18 protein-coding genes are annotated in these 23,515 nt (G+C 62.0%); 3 read left to right on the plus strand and 15 right to left on the minus strand.

From position 1 onward, the window contains the following. Positions 1 to 791: 791 nt before the first annotated feature. From tuf to IWX62_RS13835, 12 genes are all read right to left on the minus strand, one after another. Entirely contained in the window at positions 792 to 1,982 is a 1,191-nt protein-coding gene (tuf, locus tag IWX62_RS13780; protein ID WP_196841992.1) for an elongation factor Tu, read from the minus strand. A gap of 151 nt (positions 1,983 to 2,133) precedes the next feature. Then, positions 2,134 to 4,248, minus strand: a complete 2,115-nt coding sequence (gene fusA / locus IWX62_RS13785) for an elongation factor G (RefSeq protein WP_196841993.1) — start codon at positions 4,246 to 4,248, stop codon at positions 2,134 to 2,136. Positions 4,249 to 4,290: 42 nt separating this feature from the next. After that, positions 4,291 to 4,761, minus strand: coding sequence for a 30S ribosomal protein S7 (gene rpsG, locus IWX62_RS13790; protein WP_019481489.1), 471 nt, complete (start codon positions 4,759 to 4,761; stop codon positions 4,291 to 4,293). Next, on the minus strand, positions 4,761 to 5,135 hold the full coding sequence (rpsL, locus tag IWX62_RS13795) for a 30S ribosomal protein S12 (protein WP_019481488.1): 375 nt from the start codon (positions 5,133 to 5,135) through the stop codon (positions 4,761 to 4,763). The genes rpsG and rpsL overlap by 1 nt, the downstream gene beginning before the upstream one ends. Positions 5,136 to 5,460: 325 nt before the next feature. Beyond that, positions 5,461 to 9,351, minus strand: a complete 3,891-nt coding sequence (locus tag IWX62_RS13800) for a DNA-directed RNA polymerase subunit beta' (RefSeq protein WP_196841994.1) — start codon at positions 9,349 to 9,351, stop codon at positions 5,461 to 5,463. A gap of 209 nt (positions 9,352 to 9,560) precedes the next feature. Next, entirely contained in the window at positions 9,561 to 13,070 is a 3,510-nt protein-coding gene (gene rpoB / locus IWX62_RS13805) for a DNA-directed RNA polymerase subunit beta (RefSeq protein WP_196841995.1), read from the minus strand. A 265-nt stretch (positions 13,071 to 13,335) separates the two neighbouring features. Further along, positions 13,336 to 14,184, minus strand: coding sequence for a prenyltransferase (locus IWX62_RS13810; protein ID WP_196842075.1), 849 nt, complete (start codon positions 14,182 to 14,184; stop codon positions 13,336 to 13,338). A 38-nt stretch (positions 14,185 to 14,222) separates the two neighbouring features. Further along, on the minus strand, positions 14,223 to 14,600 hold the full coding sequence (locus tag IWX62_RS13815; RefSeq protein WP_196841996.1) for a lycopene cyclase domain-containing protein: 378 nt from the start codon (positions 14,598 to 14,600) through the stop codon (positions 14,223 to 14,225). Further along, on the minus strand, positions 14,597 to 14,929 hold the full coding sequence (locus IWX62_RS13820; protein WP_196841997.1) for a lycopene cyclase domain-containing protein: 333 nt from the start codon (positions 14,927 to 14,929) through the stop codon (positions 14,597 to 14,599). Before IWX62_RS13820 ends, IWX62_RS13815 begins: the two co-directional genes overlap by 4 nt. Beyond that, positions 14,926 to 16,605: a phytoene desaturase family protein gene (gene crtI, locus IWX62_RS13825; RefSeq protein WP_442859264.1), complete on the minus strand. Its 1,680-nt coding sequence runs from the start codon at positions 16,603 to 16,605 to the stop codon at positions 14,926 to 14,928. The genes IWX62_RS13820 and crtI overlap by 4 nt, the downstream gene beginning before the upstream one ends. After that, positions 16,589 to 17,482 carry a phytoene/squalene synthase family protein gene (locus IWX62_RS13830; RefSeq protein ID WP_196841998.1) on the minus strand — a complete coding sequence of 298 codons (894 nt, stop codon included), beginning with the start codon at positions 17,480 to 17,482 and terminating at the stop codon, positions 16,589 to 16,591. Before IWX62_RS13830 ends, crtI begins: the two co-directional genes overlap by 17 nt. Before the next feature lie 6 nt (positions 17,483 to 17,488). Next, positions 17,489 to 18,553: a polyprenyl synthetase family protein gene (locus IWX62_RS13835; protein WP_196841999.1), complete on the minus strand. Its 1,065-nt coding sequence runs from the start codon at positions 18,551 to 18,553 to the stop codon at positions 17,489 to 17,491. Positions 18,554 to 18,617: 64 nt separating this feature from the next. On the opposite strand from IWX62_RS13835, the gene idi reads away from it, so the two are divergent. After that, positions 18,618 to 19,166 (plus strand): isopentenyl-diphosphate Delta-isomerase, encoded by a 549-nt coding sequence (idi, locus tag IWX62_RS13840; RefSeq protein WP_196842000.1) that lies wholly within the window; start codon positions 18,618 to 18,620, stop codon positions 19,164 to 19,166. Positions 19,167 to 19,326: 160 nt separating this feature from the next. Here idi and IWX62_RS13845 read toward each other — a convergent pair whose 3' ends face one another. After that, entirely contained in the window at positions 19,327 to 20,067 is a 741-nt protein-coding gene (locus IWX62_RS13845; RefSeq protein ID WP_333483435.1) for a glycosyltransferase family 2 protein, read from the minus strand. Between the two features lie 24 nt (positions 20,068 to 20,091). On the opposite strand from IWX62_RS13845, the gene IWX62_RS13850 reads away from it, so the two are divergent. Next, a complete protein-coding gene (locus IWX62_RS13850; protein WP_196842001.1) occupies positions 20,092 to 20,688 on the plus strand; it encodes a hypothetical protein in 597 nt (198 codons plus the stop codon). 82 nt (positions 20,689 to 20,770) lie between these two features. Further along, the gene (locus tag IWX62_RS13855) at positions 20,771 to 21,958 is read left to right on the plus strand and encodes an acetyl-CoA C-acetyltransferase (RefSeq protein WP_333483436.1); all 1,188 of its coding nucleotides are present in this window, start codon (positions 20,771 to 20,773) and stop codon (positions 21,956 to 21,958) included. Between the two features lie 63 nt (positions 21,959 to 22,021). Here IWX62_RS13855 and rplL read toward each other — a convergent pair whose 3' ends face one another. Then, the gene (gene rplL, locus IWX62_RS13860; protein ID WP_196842003.1) at positions 22,022 to 22,399 is read right to left on the minus strand and encodes a 50S ribosomal protein L7/L12; all 378 of its coding nucleotides are present in this window, start codon (positions 22,397 to 22,399) and stop codon (positions 22,022 to 22,024) included. Between the two features lie 78 nt (positions 22,400 to 22,477). Next, on the minus strand, positions 22,478 to 23,086 hold the full coding sequence (gene rplJ, locus IWX62_RS13865) for a 50S ribosomal protein L10 (RefSeq protein ID WP_196842004.1): 609 nt from the start codon (positions 23,084 to 23,086) through the stop codon (positions 22,478 to 22,480). Positions 23,087 to 23,515: the final 429 nt, after the last annotated feature.

The following is a 23,515-nucleotide window of genomic DNA, read 5'->3' on the forward strand; positions in this document are numbered from 1 at the left end:
GCAAGCGCGGTCGATCCAGTAAAGAAGTGGGCAGATCCCATGGCCACCGGCGGGCAGTTTTACTGGCCATCAGTGGGCAGTTCCGTGGCCGCCTATGGGCAGTTTTTCATGGCCGCTGACAGGTGAGCCCGATGCCGGATCGCTAAAGGCCAGCACCTTGTCCATTCGTTTCCTCGATGCCGCCGACCCAAGACGTGCTGCGGCTGTTCGAAGCCGCGCAGCATCAGTTCTGTTTCGCCGGAGTGAGTCATCCAGTGCGACGACGGCGCTGGCAAAGGTTGACTCGGTGGCCAGAGCAAGAAGCGTGTAGTCCAAGGAGGTCGCACGCAGGCCATCCAGCCGTACATGTCCGGCGTATAGCCTTCAGTGAAATGACGGCGGATGTCCTTCCGCGATCTGTTGGAACGCCGACCCTCCTGTTGTATGTGCACACGCCGAGGAACCGGTCTATGCCTTGAAGCGCCATCTCAGTCGAAGTTCTCAAGTGATGCCTCAGTTCCAGTAGTCGACTCATACCCCGAGTCTTGCGGTCCTGCACCCGGACAGGAGCCGACGTTGTCGTTATGTTGATATCGCCCCTCCGCCAGGCACCCCACCACTCAGCTCCTGCCGCCGAAAAACACCCGCGCAGCACTATTCGGCATGCGCTGCGGTTATTCGTGGGACGCCTGCTGGATTAGGGGGCGTTTGCCGATATGTGCTGCGCAAACGTCGAGCCACCGCTGGAGACTCACGCAAAAAAAGGCCCCGCTGCGATGCAGCGGGGCCTCTCTTCAGTGACTCGGGAAGAGTTACTTGATGATCTTGGTAACGCGTCCTGAACCTACGGTCCGGCCGCCTTCGCGGATAGCGAAGCCGAGGCCCTCTTCCATAGCGATTGGCTGGATGAGCGCAACGGTCATCTCAGTGTTGTCGCCAGGCATAACCATTTCAGTACCCTCGGGGAGAGTAATGACACCGGTTACGTCAGTTGTACGGAAGTAGAACTGAGGACGGTAGTTGGAGTAGAACGGGTTGTGACGCCCGCCCTCGTCCTTTGCCAGGATGTAGACGTTGGCATCGAAATCGGTGTGCGGGGTGATTGAACCCGGCTTGACGATAACCTGTCCACGCTCAACATCTTCGCGCTTGATTCCGCGGAGCAGGAGACCACAGTTCTCGCCTGCCCATGCTTCGTCGAGCTGCTTGTGGAACATCTCGATACCGGTAACGGTGGTCTTCTGGATCGGACGGATACCGACAATCTCGATTTCCGAGTTGATCTTCAGGGTTCCACGCTCGGCCCGGCCCGTAACAACGGTGCCACGGCCAGTGATGGTGAAGACGTCTTCAACAGGCATCAGGAATGGCTTGTCCTTGTCGCGGATTGGATCCGGGACGCTGTTGTCGACTGCATCCATCAGTTCCTCAACGGACTTGACCCACTCAGGATCGCCTTCGAGTGCCTTCAGGCCGGAAACGCGCACCACTGGTGCCTCGTCGCCGTCGAAGCCCTGCGCGCTGAGCAGCTCGCGGACCTCCATCTCGACGAGGTCAAGAAGCTCCTCGTCGTCGACCATGTCGGACTTGTTCAGCGCGACCAGCAGGTAGGGAACGCCAACCTGGCGGGCGAGCAGAACGTGCTCGCGGGTCTGAGCCATCGGGCCGTCGGTCGCAGCAACCACGAGGATTGCTCCGTCCATCTGTGCAGCACCGGTGATCATGTTCTTGATGTAGTCAGCGTGGCCGGGAGCGTCTACGTGTGCGTAGTGGCGCTTCTCGGTCTGGTACTCAACATGCGAGATGTTGATGGTGATGCCGCGCTGCTTCTCCTCGGGGGCCGAGTCGATGGACGCGAAGTCGCGTGCCTCGTTGAGATTGGGGTACTTGTCGTACAGCACCTTGGAAATGGCAGCCGTCAACGTCGTCTTTCCATGGTCAACGTGACCGATGGTTCCGATGTTAACGTGCGGCTTAGTCCGCTCGAACTTTGCCTTCGCCACGGGTTCCTCCTAGAACGTTTTGAGAAGATTTGCTTCCCAGCCGCGCTGTTCGCGGCTGAAACTGTTGCAAGTCTACTGGGGGCTTTTACTTTGATGAAATTACTGCATACCGCAGGAACCGGATGGCTCCGTTGGCGGGTCTACGTTCGGGCTATTCGCCGCGGGTCTTCTGGATGATCTCGTCGGCTACAGCCTTCGGAACCTCCGAGTAGCTGTCGAACTTCATCGAGTACACGGCACGTCCCTGGGTCTTCGACCGCAGGTCACCGATGTATCCGAACATGCCCGACAGTGGAACCATGGCCTTGATGACCTTGACACCACTTGCGTCCTCCATGGACTGCATCTGGCCACGACGGGAGTTGAGGTCACCGATTACTTCACCCATGTATTCCTCAGGGGTGCGGACTTCAACTTCCATCAACGGTTCGAGCAGGACAGGGTTAGCCATCCGTGCGGCTTCCTTGAACGCCATCCGGCCGGCAATCTTGAACGCCATTTCGGATGAGTCAACGTCGTGGTAGGCGCCGTCAAGCAGCACAGCCTTGATGCCGACAACCGGGTAGCCGGCAAGAACGCCGTCGTTAAGGGCATCCTGGATGCCCGCATCGACGCTGGGGATGTATTCGCGAGGGATACGTCCACCGGTGACTTTGTTGTCGAACGCGTACAGGACGCCATCTTCAACTTCCATCGGCTCGATGGCGATCTGGATCTTCGCGAACTGGCCCGATCCACCCGTCTGCTTCTTGTGGGTGTAATCGTGCTTGGCAACTGCGCGCTTGATCGTTTCGCGGTAAGCAACCTGGGGCTTGCCCACGTTGGCCTCGACTCGGAATTCGCGGCGCATCCGGTCCACCAGGATGTCGAGGTGAAGCTCGCCCATACCAGCAATGATGGTCTGACCGGTGTCTACGTTGAGGGAGACCTGGAAGGTCGGGTCCTCAGCGGAGAGCTTCTGGATAGCCGTTGAAAGCTTCTCCTGGTCGCCCTTGGTCTTGGGTTCGATCGCAACCGAGATCACTGGATCCGGGAAGCTCATCGACTCAAGAACAATCTGGTTGGAACTGTCCGACAGCGTGTCGCCGGTGGTGGTGTCCTTCAGACCGATCGCTGCATAGATGTGACCGGCAAGGGCTTCCTCGACTGGGATTTCCTTGTTGGCGTGCATCTGGAACAGCTTGCCGATGCGCTCCTTCTTGTTCTTCGTGGAGTTGGTCACCTGGGTACCGGCAGAAATCTGACCGGAGTACACGCGGATGAACGTCAACTGTCCGAAGAACGGGTGGGTAGCTACCTTGAACGCCAAAGCCGAGAACGGCTCTTCGGTGCTCGGCTTACGAGTCAGTTCAACTTCCTCGTCCCGAGGATCGTGACCGATCATCGGGGGAACATCGAGCGGGTTCGGCAGGTAGTCAACAACTGCGTCGAGCATAGGCTGCACGCCGCGGTTCTTGAACGCCGAGCCACACAGCACCGGGTAGATCTCCGAGGCAATGGTGAGCTTACGGATTCCAGCCTTGATCTCCGCGGTGGAGGGCTCTTCGCCGGCAAGGTACTTCTCCATGAGCTCGTCGTCAGCTTCAGCAACGGCTTCGAGCAGACGTGCCCGGTAGTCGTTTGCCTTCTCCACGAGGTCAGCAGGGATCTCTTCGATCTCATACTTGGCACCCATGGTGACGTCACCCTTGGAGTCACCGCGCCAGGTCAGTGCGCGCATCTCGACCAGGTCGACGACGCCTTCAAAGTCGTTCTCTGCACCAATTGGCAGCTGGATGACCAGCGGCTTGGCGCCGAGACGGCTGATGATGGTGTCGACGGTGAAGTAGAAGTCAGCGCCCAGCTTGTCCATCTTGTTGACGAAGCAGATGCGGGGAACTTCATACTTGTCGGCCTGGCGCCAGACGGTCTCGGACTGCGGTTCTACGCCTTCCTTGCCATCGAACACCGCTACTGCACCGTCGAGGACGCGCAGTGAGCGCTCAACCTCAACGGTGAAGTCGACGTGGCCGGGGGTGTCGATGATGTTGATCTGGTTGTTGTTCCAGAAGCAAGTCACCGCGGCACTCGTGATGGTGATGCCGCGTTCCTTTTCCTGTTCCATCCAGTCAGTCGTGGAGGCGCCGTCGTGCGTCTCACCGATCTTGTGGTTGACACCCGTGTAGAACAGGATGCGCTCGGTAGTAGTGGTCTTGCCAGCATCGATGTGGGCCATGATGCCGATATTGCGGACCTTGTTAAGGTCGGTAAGCACGTCCTGTGCCACGGTGTCTCCCTAAATCTTGGGTTCGTAGAAGTCGGAGTCTGGTTACCAGCGGTAGTGTGCGAAGGCCTTGTTTGACTCAGCCATCTTGTGCGTGTCCTCGCGGCGCTTCACAGCTGCACCGAGACCGTTGGACGCATCCAGGATCTCGTTCATGAGACGCTCAGTCATGGTTTTCTCGCGGCGCGCCTTCGAGTAGCCAACGAGCCACCGCAGGGCCAGAGCCATAGAGCGGCCTGGCTTGACCTCGACGGGCACCTGATAGGTCGCGCCGCCAACGCGGCGGGAACGAACCTCCAGGGAAGGCTTGACGTTGTCCATAGCCTTCTTTAGCGCTGCGACAGGATCGCCGCCGCTCTTGGCACGGGCACCCTCGAGTGCTCCGTAGACAATGCGTTCTGCTGTGGACTTCTTGCCGTCAACGAGAACCTTGTTGATCAGCTGAGTGACCAGAGGGGAACCGTAGACGGGATCTACAACTAGCGGCCGCTTAGGGGCCGGGCCCTTACGTGGCATTACTTCTTCTCCATCTTCGCGCCGTAGCGGCTACGAGCCTGCTTGCGGTTCTTGACACCCTGGGTATCAAGCGCACCACGGACGATCTTGTAACGGACACCGGGCAGATCCTTCACACGACCGCCGCGCACCAGCACGATGGAGTGTTCCTGAAGGTTGTGACCGACACCTGGGATGTAAGCGGTAACTTCGATGCCGCCGTTGAGGCGCACGCGGGCAACCTTACGGAGCGCCGAGTTCGGCTTCTTGGGGGTAGTCGTGTAAACGCGGGTGCAAACGCCGCGCTTCATGGGGCTGCCCTTCAATGCGGGCGCCTTGGTCTTGACGACCTTAGGTGTCCGGCCCTTGCGGACCAGCTGGTTGATAGTAGGCACTTCTGCGTTCTCCGTAATGTCTAGAGATATTGACTGTCGTTTGCGCCGAACCCACATCTGTAAGCCGTCGCGACTTGACCGTAGGCGTGCGAAAATGTGGCATTCGTTGTACAAGTTCCCTACAACGCGGAGATACGCCCGCTAGGGCGCCGATCCTCTGCCACACAAACAATTACCTACTACCTTACCAGAGATCAGGTGGTGGCCACGACGCGCTCTGGAACCCCGGGCGTCTCGTGGCCCTCCCCCGGTTAACGCAGCGGGCCCCGCCCACCCGAGGGTGCGCGGGGCCTGCTTGGTCAGTGCCTCATAGCGAGTGTTTCGCTTAGCGGAACTCGGAACCCATGTCGTAGTCGTCCAGTGGGATGGCGTGGAACTCTGGTGCCATCGAACCCTCGACACCTGCGTAGTCGAAGTCGCTGAAGGCGCTAGGGCCGGTGAACAGGTTGGCCTTCGCTTCCTCAGTCGGTTCAACGGTGATCTTCGTGTAACGATCCAGACCGGTGCCAGCCGGGATCAGCTTACCGATGATCACGTTTTCCTTCAGACCCAGCAGAGGATCGCTCTTGCCTTCCATGGCGGCCTGCGTGAGAACACGCGTGGTCTCCTGGAACGACGCGGCCGACAGCCACGATTCGGTGGCGAGCGACGCCTTGGTGATACCCATGAGCTCAGGACGGCCTGACGCGGGCTTCTTGCCCTCGGACACCACGCGACGGTTCTCGTCCTCGAAGCGACGGCGTTCGGCCAGCTCTCCGGGGAGAAGGGTCGACTCGCCTGACTCGATCACCGTGACGCGGCGAAGCATCTGGCGAACGATCACCTCGACGTGCTTGTCGTGGATACCCACACCCTGGCTGCGGTACACGGTCTGTACCTCGTCGACCAGGAATTCCTGGGCCTTACGGGGGCCGAGGATCCGGAGGATCTGCTTCGGATCGACGGCACCGAATACCAGCTGCTGTCCCACCTCAACATGCTCACCGTCGGTGACCAGCAGGCGTGCACGCCGCAGGACCGGGTAGGCAATTTCTTCGGAGCCGTCGTCGGGCGTGACAACCAGCCGAAGCTGCTTCTCGCCGTCCTCGATGTTGACCCGTCCCGCAACCTCGGAGATCGGAGCGACACCCTTGGGGGTACGCGCTTCGAAGAGCTCCTGGATACGGGGCAGACCCTGGGTGATATCTTCCGCCGAGGCGATACCACCGGTGTGGAAGGTACGCATGGTCAGCTGCGTGCCTGGCTCACCGATCGACTGTGCGGCGATGATGCCGACTGCCTCACCGATGTCAACGGTCTTGCCGGTAGCCAGCGAACGGCCGTAGCAGAGGGCACAGGTGCCGACGCTCGACTCGCAAGTGAGCACGGAGCGCACCTTGATGTCGGTCACACCGGCAGCGAACAGCTCGCCGATGAGAACGTCGCCGACGTCGGAGCCTGCCGGAGCAAGCACCTTGCCCTTGGAGTCCAGTACCTCGGAGGCCAGGGTCCGCGCATAGGCGGAGTTCTCGACCTCTTCGTGCAGGACCAGCTCGCCGTCACTGTTCGGCACCGCAATGGTGACGTTCAGCCCACGCTCGGTACCGCAGTCGTCTTCGCGAACGATGACGTCCTGCGACACGTCCACCAGACGACGGGTCAGGTAACCCGAGTTGGCGGTACGCAGTGCGGTATCGGCAAGACCCTTACGGGCACCGTGGGTTGCGATGAAGTACTCCAGCACCGACAGGCCCTCGCGGTACGAGGACTTGATCGGACGGGGGATGATCTCACCCTTGGGGTTCGCCACCAGACCACGGATACCCGCGATCTGACGAACCTGCAGCCAGTTGCCTCGAGCACCGGAGGACACCATACGGTTGATGGTGTTGTCCTTCGGCATGGCGCCGCGCATGGACTCGGCTACCTCATTGGTGGCCTTGTTCCAGATGTCGATCAGTTCCTGGCGGCGTTCCTCATCAGCGATCAGGCCCTTGTCGAACTGGGACTGAACCTTGGCGGCCTGCTTTTCGTAGACCTCCATGATGCCGGCCTTATTGATCGGCGCGGAGATGTCGGAGATTGCCACGGTGACACCGGAACGGGTTGCCCAGTAGAAACCGGCGTCCTTCAGGTTGTCCAGCGTTGCCGCGGTGACCACCTTCGGGTACCGCTCGGCGAGATCGTTGACGATGGTGGACAACTGTCCCTTGTCGGCAACCTTCTCTACCCAGGGGTAGTCAGCGGGCAGGGTGTCGTTGAACAGCACCTGTCCGAGTGAGGTTTCGATCAGCGCAGGGGTTCCTTCGACCCAGCCTTCCGGTGCAGCCACGTCCGCGCTGGGCACGAAGTGTGGGATACGGATCCGGACTACGGAGTTGAGGTGCAGTACACCCATGTCGAAGGCCATGATGGCTTCGGCGGGAGTGGTGAACACGCGACCTTCGCCGGCTGAACCTTCACGCTTGGTGGTGAGGTGGTGCAGGCCGATGATCATATCCTGCGAGGGCAGGGTCACCGGGCGACCGTCCGAAGGCTTCAGGATGTTGTTCGAGGAGAGCATCAGGATGCGCGCCTCGGCCTGGGCCTCTGGGCTCAGCGGCAGGTGAACTGCCATCTGGTCGCCGTCGAAGTCAGCGTTGAACGCGCCACAAACGAGTGGGTGCAGCTGAAGGGCCTTACCTTCAACCAGCTGCGGTTCGAACGCCTGGATACCCAACCGGTGCAGGGTAGGCGCGCGGTTCAGGAGCACTGGGTGCTCGGTAATGATCTCTTCGAGAACATCCCAAACCTGTGGGCGGTACCGCTCGACCATCCGCTTGGCGCTCTTGATGTTCTGCGCGTGGTTGAGGTCAACCAGGCGCTTCATCACGAACGGCTTGAAGAGTTCCAGCGCCATCTGCTTGGGCAGACCACACTGGTGCAGCTTCAGCTGAGGGCCGACGACGATCACCGAACGTCCCGAGTAGTCGACACGCTTACCCAGAAGGTTCTGGCGGAAACGACCCTGCTTGCCCTTGAGCATGTCAGAGAGCGACTTCAATGGACGGTTGCCCGGTCCGGTGACCGGACGGCCACGACGACCATTGTCGAAGAGGGAGTCAACAGCTTCCTGGAGCATCCGCTTTTCGTTGTTCACGATGATCTCGGGTGCACCGAGATCGAGCAGGCGCTTCAGGCGGTTGTTGCGGTTGATCACACGACGGTACAGGTCGTTGAGGTCGGAGGTTGCGAAACGGCCACCGTCCAGCTGGACCATGGGGCGCAGTTCCGGCGGGATCACGGGAACGGCGTCGAGCACCATGCCCAGCGGGCTGTTGGTCGTGGTGAGGAACGCGTTGACAACCTTTAGGCGCTTCAGGGCACGCGTTTTGCGCTGACCCTTACCGTTCTGGATGATGTCGCGAAGCAGCTCGGCCTCGGCTGGCATGTCGAAGTTCTCAAGGCGCTTCTTGATCGCTTCGGCACCCATGGAGCCCTCGAAGTACAGTCCGTAACGGTCGCGCAGCTCGCGGTACAGGCCCTCGTCGCCTTCAAGGTCAGCGACCTTGAGGCTCTTGAACCGGTCCCAGACCTGCTCGAAGCGCTCGATCTCGATGTCAGCGCGCTTACGCACGTTGGCCATCTGGCGGTCGGCGGAGTCGCGTGCCTTCTTCTTCTCGGCTGCCTTCGCGCCTTCGCCCTCAAGCCGGGCAACCTCATCCTCAAGGTCCTTGGCGATCGTGGCGATGTCGGAGTCACGCTGGTCGATCATCTGCTTCTTCTCCAGATCGTGCTCAGCCTGGAGGTTCGGCAGTTCGGCGTGACGGTTTTCCTCGTCGACGGCGGTGATCATGTAGGCGGCGAAGTAGATGACCTTTTCGAGGTCCTTCGGTGCCAGGTCGAGCAGGTAACCCAAGCGCGAGGGGACGCCCTTGAAGTACCAGATGTGGGTGACGGGAGCTGCAAGCTCGATGTGGCCCATGCGCTCACGGCGTACCTTCGCACGGGTGACTTCAACGCCACACCGCTCGCAGATGATGCCCTTGAAGCGGACGCGCTTGTACTTACCGCAGTAGCATTCCCAGTCGCGGGAAGGTCCGAAGATCTTCTCGCAGAAAAGGCCGTCCTTCTCAGGCTTGAGGGTACGGTAATTGATGGTTTCCGGCTTCTTGACCTCGCCAAAAGACCAACCACGGATTTCGTCCGCAGTGGCAAGGCCGATTCGCATGAGGCCGAAGGAGGATTCGCTGGACATATGGTCCCTGTTCTCTCTTTGTTCTCTAAATTCTTGAAGTCTTCATAAGGGGCGGGGAGGAGGCGTTCACGGTGTCACTGGTCTTCGCAGACCTGGTGACCACCGGCGCCAACCGGACCGGTGTTCGAGGGAGCGGCCTTTAATATTTCTAGGCCGTCCGCGGCCGACGAAATTTCGTTGGCCGCTTTTCGAACACCGGTTCGGGTGAACTAAACCTCTTCGACAGAACTTGGCTCGGCCCGTGACAGGTCGATACCCAGTTCCTCCGCGGCCCGGAAGACTTCTTCATCCGAGTCACGCATCTCTATCGTGGTTCCGTCCGTGGAGAGTACTTCCACGTTCAGGCACAACGACTGCATTTCCTTGATCAGCACCTTGAAGGATTCGGGGACACCCGGTTCTGGGATGTTCTCGCCCTTCACGATCGCCTCGTAGACCTTGACGCGGCCATGGATATCATCCGACTTGATGGTCAGAAGTTCCTGCAGCGTGTAGGCGGCGCCGTAGGCCTCAAGGGCCCAGACTTCCATCTCACCGAAGCGCTGTCCGCCGAACTGTGCCTTACCACCCAGCGGCTGCTGGGTGATCATGGAGTACGGTCCGGTGGAGCGGGCGTGGATCTTGTCGTCCACCAGGTGGTGGAGCTTCAGGATGTACATGTAGCCGACCGAAATGGGGTCCGGGAACGGCTCGCCGGAGCGACCGTCAAAGAGCAACGCCTTGCCGGATTCGCCGATAAGGCGCTTTCCGTCACGGGTTTCCTTGGTGGACTTCATCAGACCGACAATTTCGTCCTCGGTTGCGCCGTCGAAGACGGGGGTTGCAACGGTGGTCGAACCGCTTTCGCGGGGCAGGTTCGGGAGGTTCTTCAACCATTCCGGCTCGCCGTCGATCTTCCAGCCCTGCTTGGCCACCCAACCGAGGTGGATTTCCAGGACCTGGCCGACGTTCATTCGGCCTGGTACGCCCAGCGGGTTGAGCACGATGTCAACAGGGGTTCCGTCCTCCATGAACGGCATGTCCTCGATCGGAAGGATCTTGGAGATAACACCCTTGTTGCCGTGGCGCCCGGCCAGCTTGTCGCCGTCGGTGATCTTACGCTTCTGCGCAACGTAGACGCGGACCAGCTGGTTGACACCAGGGGGCAGCTCGTCGTCGTTGTCGCGATCGAAGATCCGCACCCCAATGACCGTTCCGGACTCGCCGTGGGGAACCTTCAGTGAGGTGTCGCGAACCTCGCGGCTCTTCTCACCGAAGATGGCGCGCAGCAGGCGTTCCTCAGGGGTCAGTTCAGTCTCACCCTTGGGGGTGACACGACCCACGAGGATATCGCCGGCTTCAACCTCAGCACCGATGTGGATGATGCCGCGCTCGTCCAGGGCCCCCAGAACCTCTTCGGAGACGTTCGGGATGTCGCGGGTGATTTCCTCGGCACCAAGCTTGGTGTCGCGGGCGTCAACCTCGTGCTCCTCGATGTGAATCGAGGTCAGGACGTCGTCGGAGACGATGCGCTGGGAGAGGATGATCGCATCCTCGAAGTTGTGGCCCTCCCAGGACATGAACGCAACAAGCATGTTCTTGCCCAGTGCGAGCTCACCCTGATCAGTTGACGGACCGTCAGCAATCATCGTGTTGTACTCAACCCGGTCACCCTCGGAAACCAGCACGCGCTGGTTGTAGGCGTTGCCCTGGTTGGAGCGGGCGAACTTCATGATCGGGTAGTTCGTCTCGGTGCCGTCGTCGTTGAGGATGCTCACCAGATCGGCTGAGACCTCCTTGACAACGCCAGCCTTGACGGCGGTGACAGCGTCACCGGCGTCAACTGCTGCGTTCTTCTCCATGCCGGTGCCCACGAGGGGACGCTCGGAACGGAGCAGGGGAACAGCCTGACGCTGCATGTTCGCACCCATGAGGGCACGGTTCGCATCATCGTGTTCGAGGAACGGGATCATGGCCGTGGCCACCGACACCATCTGGCGCGGGGAAACGTCCATGTACTCGACCTCGATGGCCTCGACCAGCACGGGCTCGCCCGAACCGCCTCGGGTACGCACCAGAACCGTTGGTTCGATGAAGTTACCCTTGCCGTCGAGTGGGGCGTTCGCCTGTGCGATCAGGCGCTCCACCTCGTCGTCGGCGGTGAGGTAGTCGATCTGCTCCGTAACGATTCCGCCGACAACCTTGCGGTACGGGGTTTCGATGAAGCCGAACGTGTTGATGCGTCCGTAGGAGGCCAGCGAACCGATCAGGCCAATGTTCGGGCCTTCAGGGGTTTCGATCGGGCACATACGACCGTAGTGGGACGGGTGAACGTCTCGAACTTCCATGCCTGCACGGTCACGGGACAAACCGCCCGGGCCCAGCGCTGACAGGCGACGCTTGTGCGTCAGACCGGCCAGAGGGTTGTTCTGATCCATGAACTGCGACAGCTGGGAGGTTCCGAAGAACTCCTTGATTGCCGCAACTACTGGACGGATGTTGATCAGGGTCTGAGGCGTGATGGCCTCAACGTCCTGGGTGGTCATCCGTTCGCGGACAACGCGCTCCATGCGGGAAAGGCCAGTGCGGACCTGGTTCTCGATGAGCTCGCCGACCGCGCGGATGCGGCGGTTGCCGAAATGGTCAATGTCGTCGACCTCGACGCGCAGTTCGACGTCGCCGCCGTCGCGCTTACCGGTGAGAGTCTTCTCGTTGGCGTGCAGGGCCACCAGGAACTTGATCATTGCGACGATGTCGTCAATGTTCAGGACCGAAGCGTCCTTGTCGTCAAGGTTCTTGTCGATACCGAGCTTGCGGTTGATCTTGTAACGGCCGACCTTGGCCAGATCGTAGCGCTTGGGGTTGAAGTACAGGTTGTCGAGCAGCGTCTTGGCTGCCTCAACCGTGGGTGGCTCTCCCGGGCGAAGCTTCCGGTAGATGTCCAGCAACGCGTCTTCCTGCGTTTCGGTGGTGTCCTTCTCCATGGTGGCGCGGATGGAGTCGTAGTCGCCGAAAGTTTCGAGGATCTGGCCCTCGGTCCAGCCCAGTGCCTTCAGGAGCACAGTGACTGACTGCTTGCGCTTCCGGTCGAGGCGGACGCCGACCTGATCGCGCTTGTCGATTTCGAGTTCGAACCAGGCGCCGCGTGACGGGATGATCTTCGCGCTGAAGATGTCCTTGTCACTGGTCTTGTCGGCGGTGCGCTCGAAGTAGGCGCCCGGCGAACGGACCAGCTGTGAAACGACGACACGCTCGGTGCCGTTGATGACAAACGTGCCCTTCTCCGTCATCAGCGGGAAGTCGCCCATGAACACTGTCTGCTGCTTGATTTCGCCAGTGTTGTTGTTCATGAACTCGGCCTTGACATACAGCGGAGCCGCGTACGTTGCGTCGCGGTCCTTGCACTCAGCCATGGTGTACTTCGGATCAGCGAACTCCGGCTCCGAGAAGCTCAGGGACATGGTGCCCTGGAAGTCCTCGATGGGGGAGATCTCTTCAAAGATGTCAGCAAGGCCGGATGTGGAGGCCACACCCTGCAGCTTCAGCTCCAGGGCTTCCTGCACGCGCGCCTTCCAGCGCTCGTTTCCTACCAACCAGTCGAAACTGTCGGTTTGGAGCGCAAGGAGGTTAGGAACGTCCAGCGGTTCGTGAATCTTTGCGAATGAAAGCCGGGGGGCGACGCTATCGGCGTCGACCTGGCTGGTAGCGGTTGCATTATTAGAGGTGCTCGAGGCGACCAAGAGGGATCCTTCCACAGACCTTCAGGCTTGTTCAGCTATATCCGCCCTCTTTGCACTGCCACCGCGTATCAACGCGGGGATTGTGTGTGCGAACCAAATGCCTGCCGTCAAGGACCGGAGAAGATAATCTGCCGTTAAATGACTGATGCAAGACAAAGCCCACCGCTATATGAAGGCTGAGGTTAAGAGGAAAGACGCAAATATCTACTCTACGCGAGTGCGCCCGCCGTGTCCAGCCGGTGTGTGGTATACGTTATCCGCCGGGTCAGCCCCGCTGGGTCATCCAGATCAAAAGCATAGTCACCAGGAAGCCGGTGAGGAAGTTCAACCTGATAAAGCGCTTCCAGCCCCGGTTGGCTTCCTCGCAGTTCTCGTCGCTGAGGTTGATGAACCGCGCAATGTTCAGCACGTACGGCAGCGCCAGCAGTCCCCCGAGGGTGGCCGGCCACGGCGCGAGGAGCATCAGGAGCCCGCTGACGAGATAGACGACGACGGCGAACCGGACCACCGCGCGGGCGCCCAGCACTGTGGCAATCGAGGCGATGCCGCCGTCGCGGTCGGCCTGGATATCCTGGACGGCGCCGAAGGCCTGGCTGGCAATCCCCCAGAGGAAGAATGCTCCCAGCACCGCCCAGAGTGCGACATCGAAGGAGGCATCGGCGAGGACCAGGGCGAACACTGCCGGGCTGACGAAGTGGGTGCTCGACGTGACCGAGTCGAGGAACGGCCGTTCCTTGAATCTCAGCCCCGGCGCGCTGTAGGCAATCACCGCGAACACACTGATGGCAAGCACCAGTGCCGATAGTGGGTGTCCGAGCAGGAGCAACGCGACCAGGAAGGGCACGTTGGTGAGCACCGCCGCCCACAGGGTGATGCGGTGGAACCGGCGGTCGAGGACCGCCCCCTCGATGCCCCCCTTGCGGGGGTTGCGGAGGTCCGACTCGTAATCGAAGACGTCGTTGATGCCGTACATGGCGAGGTTGTAGGGAATCAGGAAGTAGAGCGTCCCGATCACCAGGGCGACGTCGATGGTTCCCACGGTGAGGAAGTAGGCTGCCGCGAAGGGGAACGCGGTGTTCACCCAGGACACAGGCCGGGAGGACACCAGCAGCATTCTGAGCACCCCGGGGTTGCCGGTTCCGGCGGGCGCGCTCACGGGTGGCTCCGTTCGGCTGGGGGAACGGCGGTTGAAGCAGACGCTGTCGGTGGCGTGAACAGGGTCCACAGTGCTGGCAACAGCACCACCGCCGCCAAGGGGTAGGCAAAGTCCTCCAGGGGCGCTGCTCCCACAAACACGCCGGAAATCCAGTCCGGGTTGTAGCCGAAGAAGCCCAGGTGGATCATCAGGTTGTCGAAGACAACGGTGAGGGCGAGCATGATGACCGCAGCTAACCCCACCGCGCGCCAGCACAGGGTGGCTGCGGATCCGGTCCTTGACGGTCCGGTCCGACGGCGCGAGGTCACCGCCGCGGCGATGGTGATGATCGCGACGGGAATCAAGAACAACGCATTGAGGGTCCAGTACGTCACTGGGCCACCTGGGTTCGCGACTCAATAGTCCGTTTCAGGAGCAGGTACACGTTCATCGCCATCCAGCAAAGGAAGGCCAGGAAGAACAACTCTTCCAGGGGGAGTTCGGGTGCCAGCATCACGCCGATCATGAACTCAGAGTCTCCCTTGTAAAAGATGTCCAGCCCAATTCCGCCTAGGTCCCAGGCCAGGAAGAACGCCACACCCAACGCGAGGACCAGGCCCGCACGTCGCGGCGCTGACCAGAAGAACAACCCGTACCGGTAATCCATCAGAGCTGCGCAGGCCAGTCCGCCGAGCAGGGCGGCCAGGTACAGGGCACTGATCATCGCCGGACCTTGCCGTCGTCGACCCGTGGGGCAGCCGCTGGACTGACCAGGGGCTCGGCCAGGGGCCCAGTGCTGGTATCGGAACGCAGGCGTTTGATGAGCAGTTCGGCGCTGATCAAACACATCGGGATGCCGATACCGGGGAGGGTGGAACTGCCCGCATAGTAGAGGCCCTCCACCTTGCGGCTCATGTTGCGTCCTCTGAAGAAAGCGCTCTGTTTGAGGACATGGGCAGGTCCCAGGGAGGTGCCTTTCCAGGCGTTGAAATCCCCGACGAAGTCCTGGGGACCGTAGGTACGGCGCACCACAATCCGTTCGGCCAGGTCGGGGATCTTGGCCCATGCTCCGATCTGCTCGATCACCGTGTCGGCCAGGCGTTCAATGCGAGGGTCTCCCTCGCCGTCAATACCACCACCGCCCAGCCCCGGATCCGCCGGCAGCGGAACCAGGACGAAAACATTCTCATGACCTTCCGGTGCTGCCCCTGGATCGGTGGCGCTGGAACGGCAGACGTACAGCGATGCAGGCGTCGGCACCGAGGTGGTGGTGCCGAAAATCCGGGAGAAGTTGTCTTTCCAGTCCTCGGTGAACAGCAGCGTGTGGTGTTCCAGCTCGGGCAGCTCACCGCGGACACCCAGGTACAACAGCAGCGCGCTGGGCCCTGCCGTCCGCTGCTCCCAGTAGCTTTCCGGGTAGGTTTGCTCGGAACGCTGTAACAGCTGCGTTTCGGTGTGGTGCAGGTCGTTGGCAGCGACGATGGTGTCGGCGGCAGTGGTGTGGATGGTTCCGTCGGCCGCAACCCAGCGCACTCCGGTCGCCCGCCCCCGACGACGACGGCCGGTGGCCGGCAGCGTCAGGATTTCTTCCACCCGCGCACCGGTGATGATGTCAACATTCCTGGCCCGTGCGAGGGCCGCGACGGCATGGGTCAGTCGGGTAAAACCGCCCATGGGGTAGAGGACGCCGTCGTCGAGGTCCAGGTGGCTCATCAGGTGGTACATGCTGGGCGCCTCGAACGGCGAGGTGCCCAGGAACACTGCCGGGTAGCCGAGAATCTGGCGGAGCCGGTTGTCCTTGACCGTTTTCGCGGCGAGTGCGGACAGCGGCTGCAGCAGGAGCCGGATCAGCTTCGGGGAACGCAACAGCACGTCCGGGCGCAGCAGGGGGCCGAAGGACTGGAAGGTCGAGTAGAGGAACCGGCGGGTGGCCATGGTGTAGGTGTCACCGGCCGAGTCGAGGTACTTTTCCAGGGCCGCCCCCGCACCGGGTTCGACGTCGTCGAACAGCTTGACGACGTCGGCGCGGTCCGCCGGAACGTTCAGGGGTTCGGGGTGGCCCTCGTAGTAGACACGGTAGCCGGGGTCGAGTTTGATCAGGTCCAGCTGTTCGGCAGCGCTGGTGCCGAGCAGCCTGAAGAAGTGGTCGATGACCTCGGGCATTAGGTACCAGGAGGGACCGGTGTCGAATCTGAACCCGTCGCGTTCCCAAAGCCCGGCGCGGCCTCCCGTGGCGTCCTGCTGTTCCAGCACGGTGACGCTGTGCCCTTCCTCTGCGAGCAGCGCGGCTGAGGCGAGGCCGGCAATCCCGCCGCCGATGATGACGACGTTCCGGCGCGGGCCGTTCAGGGGTGCGTGGGAGTTCATGGCAGCCTTCCGGTGGTCATTGGGGTGTTTCATCTGGCTGCGGTAGGCGGCCTGCCAACGCTCGGGCCGCGATCCGAAGTTTGACCGGGTTCGGTACCCGAATCCTGGTGGTGAGTAGGTCGGGTGCCGGGGTGCTGCGGAGCCTGGCGGCGAGCTCGGCGAACAGGCCCTGGGCGAGGGCGACGGCCTTGCGGCTGGAGGGCGGGAGATCACGGAGGGCAACGGCTGAGACGGCGAGGTCTTCGGCGATGTCGTCGAGCAGCCGGTGCTTGTCTGCCTCGTCGAAGTTCCCGGGGCTCACGCCCGGGAAGTAGCTGCGCCCCAGGGATTCGAAGTCCTCGGCGAGATCCCTGAGGAAGTTGATCTTCTGGAACGCGGCGCCGAGGCGGCGCGCGCCGTCGACCAGTGCAGCCTCCTCATCCCGGGCGAGAGGTGGCTGCCGGTAGAGGAAACACTTCAGGCACATCAGGCCCACTACTTCGGCTGACCCGTACACGTACTCGTCGAAGGACTCCTGCGTGTGCTCGGTCCGGTCGAGGTCCGCCCGCATCGACGCGAAGAACGGGCGGGTCAGCTCCGCGGTGATGCCCGTTTCCCGGGCTGTGACCGCGAAAGAATGGACCACCGGGTTGGCGCTGTAGCCCACGTCGAGGGCCCGCCCCGTTTCGCTTTCGAGATCGTCCAGCACTGCGCGGACCTGGTCTGCAGTGAGCTCGGCGGCCGCAGCGGCCCCATCCACTACTTCGTCGGCGACCCTGACCAGAGCATAGACCGATTCCACGTGCTGCCGGACGTCGGCACCCAGCATGCGCGAAGCCAGCCCGAACGAGGTGGAGTAGGACCTGATCACGATTGCCGAGGCACGGTGGGTCACACCGGTGTAGAAGGCAAGGGCATCCCGTGGCTGCATGGGAGGTTACCGGACCCGATCGAGGACAGCCGCGGCAACCGGCGTCAGCCCGGTCTTCAGGCGGACAGGGATGTGGGTACTGTCCAGGTGGCGCAGCGCCCGCTGGGCGTAATCGGTGGCCAGGGACACCGCGTATTCGAGCGCGCCACTGGTCTTCAGTACCCGCCGAATTTCCTCGACCCCGTCGGCTGACAGCTCGGCCGACCCGATAAGTCCCGAAATCTGCTCCCATTCGGCGCGTTGGGCAACGTAGGTGATCAGCGCGGTCCGCTTGCCTTCGCGGAGGTCTCCCCAGTTGGTCTTCCCGGTGGTTTCCTCGTCCCCAAACACGCCGAGAATATCATCGGCAATCTGGTAGGCGATCCCGACGTCGCGCCCGAAGTCACCGAGCGTCTCCACGATGGCATGGTCGGCTCCGGCGAGGATCGCTCCCGCTTTGAGGGGACTTTCAAACGAATAGACAGCGGTTTTCAGCCGTGCCATCTGGAGTGGGTCCTCGGCCCCCGCCGTGCCGGAAATGGACGCATCGACGTCGAGAAGCTCCCCGGCGGCCGAGGCGAACACGGCGTCGTCGAGCAACTCCCCCAGCCGCTCACGCGTTGCGGGGTCGGTTCGGACGCCGTCCAGCAGACGGTGTGCGCTGGACAGGGCAAGATCACCGGCGATCAGGCCCATGGACAGCCCGCGGTGCGTGGCATCGTCGACGCCAAGTCCGGCGGCCTCCGCCTGGTTCCGGTAGGTGCCCGCCACATTGGGGATCCCCCGCCGCACAAAGTCCCTATCAATGACGTCGTCGTGCACAATCAGGGCCGTGTGCAGCATTTCAAAGGAGGCTGCAACCAGCGCAGCGGTGGCGCGATCGGGTCCGGACAGGCAGTCATAGGCCGTCATGACCATGCGTGGCCGAAACCGCTTGCCGCCGGCAGCGCAGGTCTCAAGGGTTTCCCAGAGCTGGAGGTAGGTGGGGCCCAGGGTCGCGGCGCGTGCCTTCGACCGGGCAAAACTGCTCGCGAGGACACTCTCCACCTGCTCCAAGCCGCGGGAGTCGACCAGCAGGGTTTCCATGTCCATAGGTAAAGTAAACACTGACCCCACATTCTTTAGCTAAACGACTGGGTCGGAGAGTGGTCCAACGGTGTTTGTAGCAGAAGACAGTTCCGCGTCCCGAGGGGAACTGGTGGTCCTGGTGGATGAGAGCGGCGACCCCATCGGCACTGAGGCAAAGTCGCAGGTACATCACACGTCGACACCCCTGCACCTCGCCTTTTCCACCCATGTGTACAACGACGACGGCTCGATCCTGGTCACCCGGCGTGCACTTTCCAAACGCACCTGGCCCGGGGTGTGGACCAACTCGTTTTGTGGGCATCCCGGCCCGGGCGAGAGCACTGTCGACGCGATCAACCGCCGCGCTGACTACGAGCTCGGCATCACGGTGCGCGACCTGACGGTGGCGCTCCCCGACTTCCGGTACCGGGCTGTTGACTTTTCGGGGATCGTGGAGAACGAGATCTGCCCGGTGTACACGGCCCGCATCGTCGGTGGCCTGTCCCCCCGCCAGTCCGAGGTCAGCCAGTGGGAATGGGTTGACCCGGTGCAGTTGGTCCAGGCGGTGCAGCTGACCCCCTGGGCTTTCAGCCCGTGGCTGACCCTGCAACTTCCCCTGCTGTATCCGGCTGGCTAGGGGAACTGCCTATCGCCCTCCGACGAGCTAGGGACGCGGCTGACCACCCCCGGGTGAGCAGAAAAGTGGCCCACCCGCGCGTGAGTGGTTGGCCCACCACTCACCTGCGGCGTAGCTCCTTTTGTGCACGCCGGCCAGCTATGTGGTGCTCGTGAGCCCGCTATCCCCGGCGTAGCTCGCGGAAGCGCCACTGCCACCGTCGCCACGGAGGCTCCACCCGCCAGTGCAGCACGATGGTGTGCAGGGCTCGGGTAACCCGTCGCCGGAGGTCCGCTCCCCCGGCCAACGCACGGGGAGAGATCCCCACGGACAGGGAAAAGTCGCACCCCACCCGCTGGCCCGGTCTCAACGCGAAGGAAAGGTCGACGTCGTCGTGCACCTCCGGGTCCGTGGAATGCACCCGCAGACGGGCGTCCTCCCATACCGATGCCCGCACAGCCATGTTGGACCCAAACAGTGGCCAGTGAGCCATCGCTGATCCCATCAGAGCAAAGTAGGCGCGCATGTAGAGCAGGTCCGCGACCGCAGCGCGGATCTGCGACACCCCGTAGAAGCAGCCCGGTCCGGTGAGCGCCGCGAGGTCGGGGTTGAGGTCGAACCGTGCCGCAATGCGTTCGAGCCAGTCCGGTGGCGGCACCGAGTCAGCATCACACCGCGCAATGATCGTTCCTCGGGCGGCGTCGTAGCCCGCTGCCGCGGCCGCCCCAATGCCGACCATGGGTTCGGTCACCACCCGGGCGCCATGGGCTTCGGCGATGGCAACGGTGGCGTCGGTTGAACCGTTGTCAACAACGATCACCTCAAGAGGTCGCCGGGTCTGCCCGGCGAGGGCCTGCAGGCAGAGAGCAAGGAGATCTCCGTCGTTCCGACACGGAATCACCACTGAAAGTGTTGGGGGCATGGCATTGATACTAGGGTGTTTTACATGATTGACGATCTACTTCGCCCACCGGAAACACCGTGGGCGGTGGCGGCTGACGGAGTCCGGGGGGCCGCTCTGCTCAGCGTCATTGCGGTGTTGCTCTGGTGGGGTCCGGTCGAGTTTGCCGTGCTTTTTCTGGTGCTGGGCGGGGTACTCCTCTCACGGATGATCCCCGTTGATTCCCGGATCGACACAGCCTACGGGGTGGTGCTGCTGGTGGCAGCCTGGAGCGCCGTCACAGACCTGTACGAGGTCGTCTCCTGGTGGGACCTCGCCATCCACACGGTCGCTACAGCGGCTATCGCCCCGATTGCGTACCTGCTGCTGTTGCGGATGGGGTACCTGCCCCGTCCCGAAGCAACCCGACGGGCGGCCACCGGAGTCACTATCCTCACTCTGGCGCTGGGACTGAGCCTCAGCGTGGTGTGGGAGTTCGCCGAGTGGGGCGGAAACAGGTACATCACCAACGAAATCAATGTGGGCTACGAAGACACACTGGGGGACATTGCTGTCGGGGGGCTTGGATCGCTGGCGTCTGGAGTGCTTCTCGCTTCCGTGCTCACCCGCCGTCGCAACCGGATTTCAGTTAATGCTTCCTAGCTGAGTTGTGCCGGAGGGAGTAGCCTTGTCGGAACTGCTTCAAAGACGAAAGTGAGCGATCCTCTAGATGAACACTCAAGCTATGTCACCGTCCGACGTCGTCATTGTTGGCGGAGCCCGGACCCCACAGGGCCGACTGAATGGACAGCTGTCCTCCTTCACTGCGGTCGATCTGGGAGCTATCGCCATCAGCGGCGCCTTGGAGAAGGCAGGGGTTGACGCCGGTGCGGTTGACGCCGTCATTATGGGCCACGTCATCCAGGCTGGCTGCGGCCAGAACCCGGCACGCCAGACCGCGCTGAAGGCCGGTATCGGTTGGGATGTCCCGACGGTCACCCTCAACAAGGTGTGCCTTTCCGGTCTGACAGCTGTCATCGACGCCGCCCGGCTCATCCGCAGCGGCGAGGCGACCGTGGTGGTAGCTGGTGGTCAGGAATCAATGACGCGCGGACCGCATCTGCTCCCCGGATCCCGTCAGGGCTGGACCTATGGAAACATTCAGGCCATTGACTCGGTAGCCAACGATGGCCTCACCGATGCGTTCGACAACGAATCGATGGGTGCGTCCACCGAGCGGGGCAACACCGGGCTCGGCATCAAGCGCGAGGATCAGGACGCCGTCGCGGCCGCGTCCCACCAGCGCGCCGCCGCTGCGATCGAGTCCGGCGTCTTCGACGTCGAAATCGTTCAGGTGTCAGTCCCCCAGCGGAAAGGCGAGCCGCTGGTCCTCAACACGGATGAGGGAGTCCGCCCGACGACGACAGTTGAGTCGCTGGCCGGGCTGCGGCCAGCATTCGATCAGGCAGGTTCCATCACTGCGGGGAACTCGTCGCCACTCTCCGATGGAGCGGCAGCTCTCGTGCTGACCACCCGCGCCAACGCTGAGGAGCAATCGTTGACCATCCTCGCGGTGGTGGGCCAGCCGGGTCAGGTGGCCGGGCCCGACAACTCGTTGCATTCCCAGCCGTCACGGGCGATTGAGCAGGCGTTGGGCCGTGCCGGCTGGCAGACCTCGGACCTGGACTTCATTGAGATCAACGAGGCGTTCGGTTCGGTCGCCTGCCAGTCGCTGAAGGACCTGGACTACCCCCTGGAGAAGACCAACATCCATGGCGGTGCGATTGCGCTGGGTCACCCCATCGGCGCTTCGGGTGCGCGCCTGGCCCTGCATGCTGCGCATGAGCTGAGCCGTCGTGGAACAGGCAAGGCTGCCGTCTCCCTGTGCGGTGGTGGCGGGCAGGGAGAAGCCCTCCTGCTCTACCGCGACTAACAGCTGACATGAAAAAGCCCCTGACTCAGTGAGTCAGGGGCTTTTTCGTGAACTGGGGAAAGACTACTTCAGGGTTACCGTCGCGCCAGCGGCCTCGAGGGATTCCTTGGCCTTCTCGGCAGCTTCCTTGGTTGCGCCTTCCAGCACAGCCTTGGGGGCGCTGTCGACAACGTCCTTGGCTTCCTTCAGACCCAGTGAAGTCAGGGCACGAACTTCCTTGATCACTGCGATCTTCTTGTCGCCTGCTGCTTCGAGGATAACGTCGAAGGAATCCTTCTCCTCTTCAGCAGCTTCGCCTGCGCCGCCACCGGCGGGTGCAGCTGCAACAGCAGCAGCGGTGACGTCGAAGGTCTCTTCGAACAGCTTGACGAACTCGGAGAGTTCGATGATGGTCAGTTCCTTGAAAGCTTCAATGAGCTCTTCGTTGGTGAGCTTCGCCATGGCGAGAGCCTTCCTTCCTATAGTGGTGCCTGGCATCGAATGTGACGCCGGGAACCGGAGTTTGGTGGATGAAGAAAATTACTTCTCTTCAGGCGCTGCGGCAGCTTCGGGAGCGGCCTCTGACTCGGCTGCTGCGGGTGCAGCTGCTTCCTCTGCAGCAGGAGCGTCGGCGGCTGGCGTCTCTGCTGCTGCAGGCGCTCCACTTTCCTCCTCTTGCTTGATGCGCAAGGCATCGAGGGTGCGGGCAAGAGCTGCCATGGGTGCTTGCAGCACTCCGGCAACGCGGGCCAGCTGAAGTTCGCGCGACTCGAGAGCAGCGAGAGCCTTTACACCAGCGGCGTCGAGGGACTTGCCCTCGAAGAAGCCGGTCTTGATGATGAGCTGTGGGTTGGACTTCGCGAAATCCGTCAGGCTCTTTGCCGCCGCGATGGCGTCACCCTTGATAAAGGCGATTGCAGTAGGTCCGGCAAGCTGGTTCTCGAACGCGTCGATGCCAGCTTCCTTGGCTGCAATGCCCGTCAGGGTGTTCTTGACGACAGCGTACTTGGTGTCCTGGCCGAGTGAACGGCGCAGTTCCTTTAGCTGTGCAACGGTGAGCCCGCGGTATTCGGTTAGGACTGCAGCATTTGAGTCTTTGAAATCGGTGACGATTTCCTCAACTGCGCTTACCTTGATTGCGGTTGCCATAACCCTCCTTCCGGGGAATTGATGCCGGCTTTTACTGCCCCAATAAAAAATGCCCCGCGCAGATGCACGGGGCTCGATCCAGAATTCCGGTTTTCACCTGTCATTCTGGGAAGCTTCGTTCACCTGCGCTGGCCGCCCTTTACGGGAACCTTCAGACACATGTCCCGGTCCTTACGCCGCAGGAAATCCTGCGAAGTAAGGGTGGGATACGCATCGACCGACGGTCTTTGGTTCCTCAAGGGTACGTCACGCGCTGGAAGGTAGCCAAATCCGGCGTCATCCCGCGCTTCGGCCCCGCGCTTCGGCCCTTCCCTTTGTCGCCCGACCCCGCCCGTTCCCCCACAGGAAAGTGGCCCACCCGCAGGATCGCGGTTGGCCAACCACTATCCCGCGGCCAAGCCACTATCCTGGCCGGGCCCGCGGTGAAGC

Source organism: Arthrobacter sp. CAN_A1 (assembly GCF_015751665.1).
Taxonomy (GTDB): domain Bacteria; phylum Actinomycetota; class Actinomycetes; order Actinomycetales; family Micrococcaceae; genus Arthrobacter_D.